The sequence below is a fragment of the Alteromonas sp. ABH4_452 genome (assembly GCF_056311825.1).
This window is the reverse complement of sequence record NZ_CM149973.1, coordinates 1777316-1793066: the sequence shown is the minus strand read 5'-3', so window position 1 is coordinate 1793066 and position 15751 is coordinate 1777316. Positions and strand designations below refer to the sequence as shown.

Genomic DNA, 15751 nt, shown 5'->3' with positions numbered 1-15751 from the left:
AACGAGCTACCCGCGAACCCGGCGACATTGATTTTTTAAGAAATCGGTTTCATGAGCCGTTACAACTAAAGAGCGCTGCTCTGCACATAAATAAGCTTGAACTTCGCCTTCGAAACTACTGTCGATGGCGCTTGCGATCTTAGCTAAAGAACCTGCGACTGTGTTGTCTAATTGAAATTGATGCTTAATAACAAAGTCTTGTTCCAAATTCCAAATTAACTGCATACCTTCCGCTTGAGCATACTGTGATATAGCCTCGCGAAGCGTGTTGCCTTCTTTGAAGGTTCGGTACTTGTGTTCGCCAGTCCAGTTCTTTTCTACCGGACGCGTTTGACTGGACATCTTTGCTAACTTGCTGTCTAGATTAGGATCTACTCCGGCAATATCGAGCACGAAATCACCCTGTTCATCCTCTAATGGGTCAGTGGAAGACATACGAAAGTCACGGTAAAACTCGCTAAGGCCTTTCGATACAGACTTCTCTTCTTTCTGTGACGCGGGTGTGGGTGACTGCTCGTGTGTCTGTAACATATAAATCAAAACGCCCGCAGCGATAACAAGTACCACAGCGATAGCAATTTGCTTTGCCCAAAATGAAGAGCTTGAATAACTCGTCTGTCCCATAACCTACCAATCTGTGAATAAACTAAAAGAAATTCGACGCTTTTTTGTCGCAGCTCGAACCAACCTCTGTTTATTTATATTAGACGAATTGGCTTTAATGCGCCTTTATTCTATTTATCTATTTTTGTAAGAGCAAACAGGTTGCGGCCAGTCACGATATAAGCAATGTTTATGCGTATTAGTCACCTACTGCCAGGTTATAATACTCAACACTCTGCCAAATGTTGACAAATCTCCCGCTCTAATTACGCTCAATCACTTCACGCACTTTCTTCGTTAAATTGGCTTTCAGTTTAGCGCTTATAATGATTTATAAAGCGATTCAGGATTACTCTCAGGGCGAGTCTTGAAACGCTTGTGCATCCATAAGTAGCTCTCTGGTTGCTCTTTCACGGCGCTATCAACGTGCTGATTCAAGAGGGTTAAAGCCTCTGCATCTTCCATTGCGCCAAGTTCAGAAAGTGGGGGATATATTTTTATCTTATAGCCGCGTTTGGTGTATTGAGACGTTATGATCATAGGCTCAGAGTTTGTGCGCCTAATAAACATAAGCGTCGCCGTTGTTGTAGCCGTCTCTTTTACGCCACCAAATGGCACGAAAATGCTTTGTCTAGGGCCGTAGTCTTGGTCAGGCAAATACAGGCATAGTTCTTTATCATCAAGTGCTGCAATAAGCGCCTTAGCATTACGTTTATCAATCATGTATTTATTGGAGCGGTTGCGCCCGTGATACTGAAGGTAATCCACTAACGGGTTATTGTGCTTCCTATAAAAGGCAATGCTCGGGTGATAAAAACCAATGCCACGACACGCAAACTCTAAGTTCATATTATGTAGTGCCATACCAAAAACGCCTTTGCCCTCGGCAAGGGCAGCTTCAACATGTTCAGTGCCCTCTATTTCAATAGCGCGTTTAACCCGCCAGTCAGGCCACCACCACCCCATAGCGGTTTCGAACAGTGCCATACCCGTTCTGCGTATGTTTTCTTTATAAAGTGCTTCAATTTCACTTTCAGACAACGACGGATTCCAAAGCTGTAAATTTCGTTTTGCAACTTTCGCTCGTTTAGGCACTACAAGAGCAATTAGCTTTCCTGCACCGCCCCCTATAGTGCGGATAACAGGTAAAGGTAGCCAAGTAATAGCGTATAGAATAAAAACACCCAGCCAAACGGGCCAGAACTTAGGGCCAAGGAATGCCAATTTAAACTTAGGAGCTTTAATTGCCGCCGCCAATGTATCTTTCCTATTAAGTGAAGTGGGCGGCATTGTAGCAGAAGGTTTTTAGCTGGGCTAATTGGGCCAGTTGACCAATAGAATGTTTAGGATAAAAGGGATGAAAACAGACATGAAGCAGGCAGTGACAGGATTATACAATTCGCTAAATATCACCACCTTGCCTATGCGTTTACATAACCGCCTGTTTTTAACTTGCTGTAGCAAGAATAAAAGGAGCCTTGATCAGTATTCTTTATCAATTTCCTTTAGTTTTTTTTCAAAAGATTCGTACTGATCTTTTGAATCATAATCAAAGTGATACTGATTATGAAAACCAAACTGGAGCTTCACGTTAACGTCTTCAATGTACAGCGTATACCCGTCATGGTCAGTAAAAGCAGTTATCCCGTTAAGCTTATACTGCTCGTTTTCTTTGGCACCATGTTGGCGAATCTTATCGAAAACTTGAAGTAAGAACTTGCTGTCTAATTCGTTTTTCATTGTAAATCCATAGTTGTGAATTTACTTACTTTTACATCAACAAGCGGGTTTTGGATTTAAAATACTAAAGATCAATTGAAGTTATATCTGAAACCGACGTTAACCATATTTGTAGAAAAGCTATCTTCACCCGTCATATGAACATATTCTAAGCGAACCATAGATCTAATGCCGACATAATAGTCAAACCCTAAACCAGCGATTCCAGCTGCAATGCTTTCCGAAGTTCGGCATTGCGTAACAACCCCAGCGTCAGAACACTCTGAAGAAATATCCACATCTACTTTAGCAATACCCAGTTTGTAGAATAACTCCCCTGTACCACCACTTGCCTTACCTAGGAGCGCGAGATAGAGGGCATCGCCTTTATTTTCGTTCTCATTTTTTGCATAATCTAAAAGACTGATATAGCCAGCTTCTGCGTACCACTGCCTATGTATTTGTTTACCAAAGGCGAGGCTATAAGCAAATTCGCTTTCGCTTGTGGTTGATGTTTCGAAGTCGTTATAAGCTACCGTAGCTAATCCGTAAGTTTTAGGTGCAGCATTCGCTTGAGAAACTCCAAGCGTCACCGCACCAAGCATCCATAGAAAACGATTCATCTATTTTTTTCCCTCAAAAATAGTACTCTAGTGAAAATTGTATATGGTCATCTCTTCTTAAGAAAAAGAAGGGGTCATCTTGGTCGTCAGATGAGAAAAAATACCCATCTAACGACCATCGCCAGTTCGCTGACAATCTACTACTTGCTTCGATATAGGCAGAGTACGTTGACGTAGCATCTAAGTCTTTTACGAACCCCACAAGTATTTCACTACCGGCAATATCGTTAGCCATAATTCGCAAACCAAGCATCATATCGTTCTGAGCTATAGCAAAAAAATTATCGTCCCGCTCATCATATTGATATTCTGCTAAATAACCGAGCCCATACCTGCTGCCAAATACACCTTCCTGAGTGTACTCGAACCCCGTAACCAGTGCCGCAAAGTCTTCAGACTGCCCTTGTCTGTAAATACTTTCCAGTTTGAGTAGCCATGCTCCGCTAACCTTAAGTAGATCTACACCTACTTGTTCTATCTGAGCATAATATGGGTTTATGGACAGTTCTCCTGAATCGGAAATTTGCGTAATTAATTCAGGCTCCCTTGTGGTACCAGAAAAATACGAAAGCCCTACTTCCCAGTCATCAATCGAAGATTGCCACCTAAGTGCGTAATCAAGGTTACTCTCTTCACTTGATGATTCGTAAATAGCATCTGAAATCGCCAATGGCGGGCGAAGCCTTCCCTCAGTACTTTGAAACGTTCGCTCGCGGAAATAGGGCAAAACGAAAACTGAAAAATTCCCATACTCCGTAAAATATGAAACGTTCACCATTGGTTGGCCTAACTTGGCTTCACCATCTACAGACTCTACCGAATCGGTTTGGTTGATAATGTCCACGAGGTGCACAGACTCAGTTTGCCCCCAAAACACCTTACCTATGCCAACCTTAGTTTCCCAAGTATCTCTGTAATGCGCCCACTGCAATTCTCTAATATCGCCATGTGTGCGTTCACTATCGTGCTCATCCACACGATAAAAAGGATTGAAAATCAGCGTATCTTGGCCATCGTTGAACTCAGCATAGATTTCGGGAGAGAGATACGCTGAAGCATACGTACGCTCTTGCTGCGGATACAACGAATCCTGCAAATAATAACGCAAATCAAGGCCTGCAGAGCCGGTGAATTCTGCAGAATTGGCGAAAGAGGTAAAGTTAATAATTAGTAACAGTGCAACCGCTTTTCTAATCATCGAACTCTCTTTAATCTGTTTTTGTCGAAGTCACTTTCTTGTAAATCTGTGTCGAAAGTTAATTCTTCGGTAATCAAAGACGTCGACTTTTTAGTTTGTACATTTCGCATCAAGCTTTTCATAGGACGCCAAAATTTGTTTTTGTATTGTTTGTAATCAGACAAATAAAGCGTTTTTAACAACGACTCTTTACGGTCAAAAAACTCAACTTTCTGAACACGATAATGTGATTTATCTATCCAAACTTTTTGATAAGAGTATCCTGAAAAATCATATTCTGGAACCTGCTTTAAAACGAAACAGGCCTCCCCGTTTATTTCTTCTTCTCCCAAGAATGTGTACGAAAACTTTTCCACTTCGTACGATGTCATATCTTCAAATGCAAACTCACTACCTACGAAAGGGCCGCTTTTGCTTTGCGATGATATACGCTTTACACGCTTCAACGCTGGCAAGAATATCCATTGTTCATCAGCTTCAAGCGCATGCGAGAAACTTAAAAATGCCGTCCCCTTTACATCTCTAGGAGACTCAAAAACGGTAAGTGCTTTATCTCCGTCATTTTTTACTTCCAGAGACTTAACTTCAAGTTTTCTCGTCGCTTCTTTTCCCTGCGAGTTTTTCAAAAGCATGAGAACTTTTGCCTCGTTAGCGCCCCAACCAGTATCCCTAGCCTTGCGTTCCTTTGCTATAGCGATGGCCTTTTCATCACCCTTTATCTCTGAAGCTAAACCGTAGCTAGCGGTACAACCTAATGTTGCAATCAACACTATTCGCGAGAGAAAATTCATATTAAGACTCCTTCTGGGCCGTTCTAGTGTCCTCTAGCCATGCAAGCAACGCAGGCAGGAAGATAAAATCAACAATTAATGCGGCTACGATAATAATGATTGTCAGCATCCCCATATGTGCATTTAAGACAAAGCTTGATGATGCTAACACGGCAAACCCTAAGGTAAGGACAATTGTAGTCGTCGTTAAAGCCATTCCGACAGTTTCAAAGGCATAAACGACACTTTCTTTTGCGTTTAAACCTTGCTCTCTAGCGGTCTGATATTTCGTCAAAAAGTGAACGGTATCATCAACTATTATTCCCATCGTCATACTTATAACGACAGAGAGTGCCATATTTATTTCACCTGAGATAATTCCCCATACTCCAAATCCTATCGCGGCAGGCAGTAGGTTTGTAATTAAACTTATGCCACCAAGCTTTATCGACCTCAAAGCAAATAAAATGAGTATGGAAATTAAGACAAGTGCGAAAACACTTCCCCACACCATGTTTTTCATATTTCGCTCACCGATGTGGGCAAACATCAACGGTGGGCTTGCCGCTTCAATTCTATAATCGTCCGACAGACTCGCAAAATAATCTTTTGCCTCTCTCTCAAGCGTCGTTATATCGCGACTTCCCAAGTTTTTAGTAAGTGCAATTATTCGAAGTGCTGACTTATCTATATCAATTTGGTTACCAAGGTCTAACCCAAATGGCAGAGACATTTCATATAATAATAAATACTGGGATGCGAGCTCGCCGTCGGCGGGTATTACATTAAAGCTTTGGTCATCGCCATTCATGTTTCGGTTCAAGCGTTTAAGCGTATCAGTAAAAGTTAAAACGTGGTTAACTTCACTTCGCGCCCGTAACCATTTAGAAAACTCCTCTATCTGCGCTAAAAAGACAGGGTCTGTGACACCGTATGATTGGTCCGTGTAAATTACGAAGTCAATATTTGACATTCCACCAAGCTTATCTTCGTTTACTTCTACAGCTTGCCTAAACGCACTACGTTCATCGAAATATTTAACCGCAACATCGTTTAAAACATTATTTGTAGCAAATAGGCTAATTACCACAATGACGAGGAGCGAAATAGGCAGCAATATCCGATGGTGCCGATTAACTAAGGTTGCCCACTTCGAGAATACTGAATTATTTACCGAAACAGACGGCTTGAGAGGTCGCAGGGTTAGAAGTGACGGTAATACCGTGAGTGAAAAGACACAAGCCAGCATTACACCAACCGCTGTCATATTGCCTAAGTGGGAAAGAACCGGTACAGCAGAAAAATTTAGCATAACAAACCCTATAGCAGTAGTTATACTGGTAATGAATATAGGCTTTTTATTTACCTCAATACTCTTTCTAATAGCATCTTTATTAGTGAAGCCTTGGTTTAGGTAGTACTTCACTCCAACTATGATATGAATACAGTCTGCAACAGCAAGCGTTGTAATCATAGTCGGTGCATTTACAGTGGCAGTGCTTAAATAAACTCCAAGCCAGCCTGTCAGACCTACAGTAATCGCTACGGAAAAAATCACTACCACTAATGTGAATACCGCGGCCCAAAGTGACTTTACGATCAAAGCAATCGCGATAAAAATTAACAAAAACATTAAGGGTATTAATGTTTCGGCATCTTGCTGTGCAGCCACGGCGAACGCATCGTTCATTATCACCATGCCATTTAAGTAAATGTCATGGTCGGGATATTTACTCTCAAAGTGAGATTTTATTTGTTTTGCAGCTTCGGCTATTTCAATTACTTGCTGGGTTTGATCGCCATCAGGTAGCTGAATTGTCGTATCGATAACGGTAACATCTGTTGTTCTTGATATGAGTCGACCGAAGACTTCTGGACTGCGAGAAAGTACTTGAGCGATGTTCGCAATACCTTCTCTAGAGAGCTTCTCTGCAGTAATTAAATCTTCAACAATTAAATCGCCATCGTCATCGAAGGTATTTTGATAATTAGATATAGATTCAACCCTTGTAGACAAAGGTAGTTGCCATGCAGCTTCTGTTAATTCGTTTACTAGCGTAAGCGTGGACGGCTTCAGTACTTGACCGTCGCTAGGCACAACCATAAATGCAACATTTTCGCTTTTATTGAAAATGTTCTGCATTTCTTCAAATGCAAGCCGTTGTGGATCGTCAGATTCGAAAAATACCTTATAGTCCCCACGGAAATATAAGTTTTGAGCTCCGATAAGAGAAATGGCTGTGACCGCTAGGACTAAAATTAGCGTTATGACAGGGAATCTTATTGCTACTGGCGCGCTGCTAGGTGTGTGACTCATCACAGTATCCTTGATTTTGTATAACGAAATTTTACATTGAAAACAGCAATTAACATAACCCACACAAAAATTTAATCATCAAAAATAACCGCACCTACGTATATTTTGTTGATGCAACACGTAGCGGTTTATCTGATAAATATATGATAAACCGCAACATTAACACTTATTAACGTTAAGATTAGCGATTTTTTTTGATCTTTTGTGAATAAGGTGTAGTATTATCTAAAACAACTGGTCAGATGAGCGGATGAGTTATTATGAGTATCAGAACTAGCTTAAAAAAAGTACTACCCCCAATTTCAGTCACAGAGCAAGAAGCCCTAGACGCGGGTGACGTATGGATTGAATCCTCTATTTATCAGGGTAAGCCTGACATGCAGGCATTGCGTGATATCCCTCAGGCAAAACTGAGTGCGGATGAACAAGCATTCATGGACGGTCCAGTAGCTGAATTATTAAATATGATCGATGATTTCGAGCTTGGTAACGGTAAGCACATTCCTCAAGAAGTTTTAGACTTCCTTGGTAAGAACCGTTTCTTCTCTATGATCATTCCAAAGAAATTTGGTGGTCTTGAATTCAGTCCTTATGCAAACTCGACTATTGTTGCAACAATCGCGGCGAAAAGCGGTGCAATTGCGGTAACTGTGATGGTACCTAACTCGTTAGGCCCGGGTGAGCTTCTAATGCACTACGGCACAAACGAGCAGCAAGACTATTGGCTACCTCGCCTTGCGGATGGTCGCGACATTCCTTGTTTCGCGCTAACCAGCCCAGAAGCAGGTTCAGATGCAGGTGCTATTCCTGATGCAGCTATCGTTACTAAAGGCGAATACAACGGTGAAGAAGTTCTTGGTCTTCGTGTAAGCTGGGACAAGCGCTATATTACGCTTGCGCCAATTGCAACTGTACTTGGTCTTGCATTTAAAGTATTTGACCCAGACCAACTACTTGGCGACAAACTAGAGCTAGGCATTACGTGTGCCCTTCTTCCTAAGTCGCACCCAGGTGTTGAGCTAGGTAACCGTCACGACCCAATGGGCGTACGTTTCTACAACGGTACTACTCGTGGTCAAGACGTGTTCATTCCTATGGACTTTATCATTGGTGGTCAAAAGAACATCGGTCGTGGCTGGCAGATGCTAGTTAGCTGTCTAGGTGCAGGTCGTGGTATTTCACTTCCGGCAATGGGTGTGGCTACAGCACAATCTGCATTCAAAGGCACAGTAGAGTATTCATTCGTACGTGAGCAGTTTGGTCTTCCAATCGGTCGCTTCGAAGGTATTCAAGAAAAAATGGCTGACATCGCGGGTAAGACATTCTTACTTGAAGCGATGCGTGTTCTAACAACTGAAGGTCTTGGTCTAGGCGTTAAGCCATCGGTAGTGACAGCAATTGCTAAATACCACATGACTGAGCTAGGTCGTGACGTTATGAACTCTGCGATGGATATCCAGGCGGGTAAGGCGATTCAACGTGGCCCTCAAAATACATTGGCGGGCGGTTATGCTGCACTTCCAATTGCAATCACGGTTGAAGGCGCGAACATTCTTACTCGTAACCTAATGATCTTTGGTCAAGGTGCAATGCGTTGTCACCCTTACCTGAAAGACATGGTTGACCTAATCCACAGCAACGAAAGTTCAGCGGATGCAGAGTTCAACAAGGTACTTCGTAAAACTGTAGGCTTCAGTGTTAAAAATGCGTTCCGCAGCTTAGGTAAGGGCTACCTTCCTTTCCTACGTGAGAGTGAGTCGGCATTGCCAGAAGTTCGTAAGTACGAGAAGCGTGTGAACAGCATCTCAGCAAAACTAGCGCCACTTGCTGACCTATCGCTTGCGGTACTAGGCGGTGACCTTAAGAAAGCTGAGCTTTTATCAGCCCGTCTAGGTGACGTTATGAGCTACCTATACGGCGCAATGGCAGCAATTCGTTTTTACGAGCAGCGCATTGAAGATAGAAAGCTTGCACTTCCGTACTTTGAGTACGCTATGCAATGGTCTCTACAACAAGCTGATCAGGCAATTGTTAACTTCATCAACAATTTCCCGAATACAGCAACACGCGGTCTAATGCGCCTTCTTACCAATACCTATACAAACAGTGTAGCGGGTATTAGCGACGACTTAGTACGTGAGCTATCAATTGCGTCTATGCAAGATAACAGCGTGAAAGACCAGCTTACGCACCTTGTACGTGTTAGCCCTGGTGATGGTAACGACATTAACGAGCAAGCGTTTAAAGCGAAACACGCAGTAGCGCACCTTCTTGGTAAAGTGCAAAAAGCACTTCGCAAAGAGCCTGTAGTGCCGTTCATCTCTTTTGAACACGCGCTTAACAAGCTTCAAGAAAAAGGTGTGGTAACTGCTGATGAAGCAGCTAAGCTTCACGACTACAACGAGAAGCGTAAGCTAGCAGTTCGTGTAGACGAATACACGTTCGATATGGAGCTTGTTCCAGCGTCGCAAACGCTTAAAGCGATTGATGGCGGTCAGAACGCTGCGTAAAACGTAACCGTGCAGTAATATTGATAAAAAGCCCTGCCACTTTTAGTGACAGGGCTTTTTTGTATTTACTCAAATCACTGGCTCGCTCTCTTTCCATTGTTTAATTCGTGCTCTATCCTTTAGTTAACCTCATCTCTTAACGAAAGGATCTGTGCTGTGATAAAGGCGCTAGTTTTAATAAATAAAAGCGTTTCCTCTCTCTTTTTCTTTTTAGTTTTATCGTTATCTTTGCCGTTTTGTACCTTAGCTCATGATAATGGACAAAATTTCATCGTAGGCGAACTCAACCACCCTCGCGTGTCTGCTTTCTATAAACCGTTAATACAACGCGCTTATCGTGATATTGGTATAGAAGTTACATTTGAAAAAGTTGGTGGTGAACGAGGGCTTCGACTTTTAAATGAAGGAATGACGGATGCAGATGTTATTCGTTATGACGTCGTCTCACAGCCTGACAACAATATTATTATTGTTCCACCAGCTCTTTCCCATGGTGCATCTTTTTTGCTGTGTATTAGAGGGGCACAGTGCGATAAAAGCGTGATTCAAGCCCCAGATAAAGCAATAGCCGTGACCACGCGTTTTTTCTTCAATATGCATGTGAACCCAGATGAACTTAGCGCTAATATCTTCGAGTTCGATGACTTTAATCATGTCATCAATTTATTATTAAATGGCAGGTTTGATTACGCAATTTTACCCAGTGACTATTCAGAAAAAGCTATTTTTGAGCAATCAGGAATAGAATATATCCCGCTTGTAGAGCACGAGTTAGTGCATGTTATCCATAAAAAACACGCCCATTTATTAGACCATCTTTCCGGCGCTATAGCCAAACAACTCGAACTAAAAAAGAATAACAACAAATGATACAAATAAAAACGCCCACGTCTGTATGAAGTGGGCGCCTTAAGACTTTGAAATTTAACGTGCTATATATCCTACCTAGGCAAAATCTCTTTATATTGCGCGTTAACTTACCTAGCTTTAGTCAAACATATACTTAAGTGAAAGTACTGTTGTACGACCGTTCAGAGGGCGCGCTCGAACATAACTTCCCACTTCTGCAGAACCTTCTTCTGACTCAGTAATGATGAACTCATCAGTTGCATTATTCATGCTCAGTGACACTGAGAATTGATCGTTAACCCAGTAGGTAGCGAAAAGATTTACTAGCGTATAACCTTCTTGCTTAAGGTCGTTGTTATCTTGAACATAGTACTCAGTTGAACCTTGTAGTGAAGCGCCAACAGACCAGTAATCTGTAACGTACTCAGGCGTAATCGTCCAAATCCAGTCTGCCTGACGGCGAGGCGTATTGCCCTCTAATGCTGGGTTGTTAACGTCATCACTAATCTCAGCGTCAGTCCATGTAAGGTTACCTGACATCACAAAGTTATCCGTTGCATTCCAACGACCTTCAAGCTCAAGACCTGTCGCTTCGTATTCACGCATGAATGTTAGTCCACTTGTTACTTCTGCTTGCGTATCTTCAGTAACAGTATCAAACAAGGTGGCGTTAACCATTAGGTCTTTTGTACCGTACTTATAACCGATTTCAAACTGCTTGGTTGTGTCGTACCCTGAAGTAGTGCTTGTTAAACTACCGTCAGCATTCAACGTACCGCCAATCTGAAGTAGACGGTCAGCAATCGCACGGCCACCTTTTGAGTAGCGAGCAAAGAAGGTTTGGCTATCGCTCAATAGGTATGAGCCACCAATTGAGTAAGACGTGTTATTTGCACTGTAATCTACGATTTGAGACGCCGCACCAGCGCGATTTAGGTTAATTACACCACCACTGATGAATCCGCTGTTAACTGCAGAAGCATCTTCAATTTGCTCAATTACACCGTTACCGTTTAGGTCGAAATCAGCATTACCACCACAGCAAGAACTAATAAGCTCGCCAGATGCTTCAGTGGTATCGTGACGTACCGACGCATCAATGAGAATGTTGTCCGATAACTCGAAGCCAACGTTCATGTAGGGTGCTTTAGTCACATAGTTAAGGTCCCACTCCCAAGAAAGGAAGCTTGCCGATAGTAAACCATCAGACACAAGCTCAACACCGTCTGCATCTGTAATGGTAAGCAACTGAGAATTGTCACCATCAAGTGTTTGAATAAACGTCTGCCAGCTTGACCAGCTTGTAGCGATGTCTTGATTTGAGTAGTAGTAACCTACTGTTAGGTCGATACCGTTATCAAACTCTTTACGCAAGCTGAAATCGTTGATCATGTTGCCAAGATCATTGATGCGCGTGTCGAACTGAAGGTTCGTGAATGCTTGACCCGAATATACTTCACCTGCACCTGGGCCATTGGCTAGAACTACGCTTGTGCTATCACAGTTCAATGCATTGCCATCACCATCTGTCGCGCCGTCACAAAGTGCTGAAGCAAAGTTTGAAACATCACCTGGGCCTGCTGGGAAACCATCCGTGAATGGTGCGATAAAGCCACCAGAGATATCAGAAATACGGAATTTGTTTAATAGGAACAAATTCTCAGCTACTTCAAGGTCAACTTCTACGCCAAATGAGTTTACTTTTGACTCGATACCGTCGCGAACATCACGGTTTTCTGGGTTACCGAAACTGTCGAAAGTAGAAATATTCGTGTTGTAAGCTGAATTCAGTGCTTGCGAGCTCGCATCGTAGCCTGGAACTGGGCCATATTCGCCATCACCTTTAACTAGTACTGGTGAAGGAAGATACGTCGACACTTTGTCATCTAAGTTCTTGTAGAAGAAACGAATGTGACCGTTGTCTAGCATCTTCGTGATATTAAATTTAACCTGACCGCCTTGGTCACCATTGTAACCAGTTTCACGAGGACCTTCACCGCCACGAGCGAAACCCGCAATATGGTAATATAGGTCATCAGTGATTTCGCCACCGTAGCGGAAATCTAAACGAAACTCTTCATAGTCAACACCGAATGATGTACCGATAGCACCACCAGCTACTTCACCTGTGTTACTGATCATATTGATTACACCGCCAGGCGAGTTACTTGCAAAAGTCGACGCTGAACCACCACGTACAGCTTCTACATTAGCTACAGACCAGTCGTAGCGTAAAAAGTTGTCTGCATTACCGAAGTTGATGTCACCGTATTCCAACACAGGTAGGCCATCTTCATGTAGTTGCAAGAACTTTGAGCCACCTGTAGCAAGTGGAATACCACGAATAGTTATGTTTGCATTACCGCCACCACCAGATGATTCAGCACGAATACCAGGCAGCGCACGGAAAACCTCAGCGGTAGAACGTGGTGCAAGTTTAAGAATGTCTTCCTCGTCAAACGCGCTTACAGAAACACTTGCTTCTTGCATAGTTGCGCCACCAGGTGCAGCAGTCACAACGATTTGTTCAAACTTTTCTTTCGACTTTTTGTCAGCGTCCGATGTCGCAGCTTCTTGAGCGACAGCCGCTCCAGAAAGCGCTGTGCAAACGGCAAGAGTCAGTGCGTTGAGTGTGTGATGTTTTTTCATGTTTTTCTCCGGCAATGTGTTGGAGTTGTTAAATCCTGAGTAGCCTATTTCCCTAGACTACTAGGGTGGGTGGCAACACAACAAGCTTAATCGATTAAGAATCTATAACAAAAAAACAACATTGTAAACAACCTGTGAAGAATTTATTTAACATCGCACTAGATAAAGCACTCCTGATGTTAAAATACTTGTTCCCAAAGCAGCTCCGCCACCTTCACAAACGCTTCTTCAACAAAACATTATTATCGATTAAGAAAAATTCACGACGAATAGGAACACTAAGAAAGTATTTCTTTACTCATCGATTAGTCCCGACGTTAACTTTCTGAACTTTGGTCTCATTTAAACTATTAACTAAAAAACATACTATAGTATAGCTGTACGTTCTTGAGCGTTAGATGGGAAAGAATTAATAGCTGCTTAAGTGAACTAGATGTTTGAGTAAAATCCCTGATGCACGCAACAGGCACTACGTAAAGGTTTCAAAAGGTTGAATAAACAAGAAGACTTAATCTCAAAGATCGAAATAGAAAGAGACACCACTGACATGCTTTTAGGCAATAGTTTCGTCGGCTTTCTAATGACTATCTTCGCATTTTCAGGCCTTGTCTTTTTCTTCGAAAACAACGAACCGTCGGTTTTTACACATAAGTTGCAAGTGTGGGTCGCTATGGTAAGCATTTCTGTAGCGCGCCTTATCGATGCTATCTACTGGCGAGTTAATTTGGTGGGCAAAGCGTACAATCCTCGCCCCGCTTTAATCAGGTTCGCTGCTGGCTTGTACATAACCGGTGGAATTTGGGCCCTCTATTCGATTTTATTTTATTCGTCTATGACCACCATAGAGCTTGCTGCAACCATGGTAGTACTCGCCGCTATGGCTGGGGGAGCAGGAACCGTTCTATCGCCAAACAAAAAACTTGTAAGCTTCTACTCTACGGCACTTCTCGTTCCTATGTCGTTATGCGCTGTTACAGACGATGGAGGGGAGTTTTTTATCTTGGGCATTTTAGGGTTAGTTTTTTGGTTCGGTATTTTTACAAGTGCCTTTCGTTATAACAAATTTTTTATTAACACACTTCATCTTAAGGCAAGAAACAATAGCTTGGTTGAGCAAATGAAGGTTGAGCGTAGCGAGACTGAGAAAATCAATCAGTTACTTATAGCGTCCAATGAAAAACTAGATGCATCAAACGCGACGCTTGAAGCTGAAGTCGAACGACGAACCGCTGATCTCTATCAACTTTCTAATAGAGACCCGCTAACTAACTTACTCAACCGAAACGGTTTTTTAAAGTACTTAAATAACTTACTTGACACCACACGAGCACTCGATAACTCATTAGCGCTGTTGTTTATCGACCTAGACGGTTTTAAGCAAGTGAACGATAGTCTGGGCCATAAGATTGGAGACATAGTACTGGCGGAAATCGCCAGTCGATTACGCAACTACACAGAAGAAAACCACCTTGGTAGGTGGGGAGGTGACGAGTTTGTTGCTGTTATCCCCTACGCGAATGTCGACACAGCCAAAGCTGTCGCCCATGCCATGCGAAGCGGTGTAACCGTTCCTATCATTGCAAATGATAACCAGGTAACTCTTGATGCAACAATTGGCATAGCTATGTTTCCCGAACATGGTGAAACTGCTGTTGATTTGATTCAGCAGGCTGACCTAACTATGTATGACCAAAAGCGCGAACAACGCGGCTCTATAGGTGTCTTTAGCCAAGCACTTCACCAAGAAATTAAACGAGAGCAGCAACTTTGCGAACGTTTGCGCTGTGCTATCGATAACAGCGAATTTACCGTTTTCTATCAGCCGATTATGGATGTAGCTTCAAATACACTTTATTCAGTAGAGGCCCTGCTTAGATGGAAATGCGATGATGAAAGTATTTCTCCGGCCGTATTTATTCCACTTGCTGAGCGCAGTGGACTTATGCCGGAAATAGGTGCTTGGGTGTTAAACCGCGCACTAATAGATTTATCTCACTGGCAGTTTAAACAAGGCCTTGCGATTTCAGTTAATGTGTCGGTCTCTCAACTGCTTGATGATAGCTTCCTTAAAACGGTAGACAACGCACTCAAGACTACCCAAATATCTTCGGCGCGGCTTCATTTAGAAATAACAGAAAGTGTTTTTGCTAGTGATAAAGAAGTAGTGAGCGTAAAAGTCAATGAACTAGTAGCTAGAGGAATCAAAGTTTCTATTGATGATTTCGGTACAGGCTACTCATCATTGAGTCGCCTACAGTCAATGCCTTGCGATTTTATTAAAATTGACCGTTCTTTTGTACAGAATAGCTCTGAAGAGAGTGATACCATAATAAGAGCGACACTTTTAATGGCAAAAGAGTTTGGCTGTAAGACTATTGCAGAAGGGATCGAAACCGTAGATCAAAAGCTTCATCTTGCTCAACTAGGTACTGATTACTTACAAGGTTTTTACTTTGCTAAACCTATGAATGCCGGCGACTTAATCTCTTGGTATAACGAAAATTATTAATCAC

General features: G+C 42.5%; 11 protein-coding genes. 3 read left to right on the top strand and 8 right to left on the bottom strand.

The window, feature by feature from the left end:
• Positions 1–6: 6 nt before the first annotated feature.
• The 7 genes from ACYX4N_RS07595 to ACYX4N_RS07565 form a co-directional block, all read right to left on the bottom strand.
• Positions 7–624, bottom strand: a complete 618-nt coding sequence (locus ACYX4N_RS07595; RefSeq protein WP_474805596.1) for a TcpQ domain-containing protein — start codon at positions 622–624, stop codon at positions 7–9.
• A 300-nt stretch (positions 625–924) separates the two neighbouring features.
• Positions 925–1860 (bottom strand): LpxL/LpxP family Kdo(2)-lipid IV(A) lauroyl/palmitoleoyl acyltransferase, encoded by a 936-nt coding sequence (lpxL, locus tag ACYX4N_RS07590; protein ID WP_269917475.1) that lies wholly within the window; start codon positions 1858–1860, stop codon positions 925–927.
• A 225-nt stretch (positions 1861–2085) separates the two neighbouring features.
• Positions 2086–2343, bottom strand: a complete 258-nt coding sequence (locus tag ACYX4N_RS07585; protein WP_474805594.1) for a DUF3081 family protein — start codon at positions 2341–2343, stop codon at positions 2086–2088.
• 71 nt (positions 2344–2414) lie between these two features.
• Positions 2415–2945, bottom strand: coding sequence for a porin family protein (locus ACYX4N_RS07580; RefSeq protein ID WP_476056150.1), 531 nt, complete (start codon positions 2943–2945; stop codon positions 2415–2417).
• Positions 2946–2958: 13 nt separating this feature from the next.
• Positions 2959–4143, bottom strand: a complete 1185-nt coding sequence (locus tag ACYX4N_RS07575) for a hypothetical protein (protein ID WP_476056149.1) — start codon at positions 4141–4143, stop codon at positions 2959–2961.
• Positions 4140–4934: an outer membrane lipoprotein-sorting protein gene (locus ACYX4N_RS07570; protein WP_474805588.1), complete on the bottom strand. Its 795-nt coding sequence runs from the start codon at positions 4932–4934 to the stop codon at positions 4140–4142. Before ACYX4N_RS07570 ends, ACYX4N_RS07575 begins: the two co-directional genes overlap by 4 nt.
• Position 4935: 1 nt before the next feature.
• Positions 4936–7230, bottom strand: a complete 2295-nt coding sequence (locus ACYX4N_RS07565; protein WP_474805586.1) for an efflux RND transporter permease subunit — start codon at positions 7228–7230, stop codon at positions 4936–4938.
• Between the two features lie 260 nt (positions 7231–7490).
• Between ACYX4N_RS07565 and ACYX4N_RS07560 the strand changes: the two genes are divergently transcribed.
• Complete coding sequence (locus ACYX4N_RS07560) at positions 7491–9740, top strand: acyl-CoA dehydrogenase (protein ID WP_269917480.1); 2250 nt, start codon at positions 7491–7493, stop codon at positions 9738–9740.
• Between the two features lie 156 nt (positions 9741–9896).
• Positions 9897–10610, top strand: coding sequence for a hypothetical protein (locus tag ACYX4N_RS07555; protein ID WP_476056148.1), 714 nt, complete (start codon positions 9897–9899; stop codon positions 10608–10610).
• 117 nt (positions 10611–10727) lie between these two features.
• Here the strand turns inward: ACYX4N_RS07555 and ACYX4N_RS07550 are convergent, their stop codons facing one another.
• Entirely contained in the window at positions 10728–13238 is a 2511-nt protein-coding gene (locus ACYX4N_RS07550) for a TonB-dependent receptor (protein WP_476056147.1), read from the bottom strand.
• A 490-nt stretch (positions 13239–13728) separates the two neighbouring features.
• On the opposite strand from ACYX4N_RS07550, the gene ACYX4N_RS07545 reads away from it, so the two are divergent.
• The gene (locus ACYX4N_RS07545; RefSeq protein ID WP_476056146.1) at positions 13729–15747 is read left to right on the top strand and encodes a putative bifunctional diguanylate cyclase/phosphodiesterase; all 2019 of its coding nucleotides are present in this window, start codon (positions 13729–13731) and stop codon (positions 15745–15747) included.
• Positions 15748–15751 lie beyond the last annotated feature (4 nt).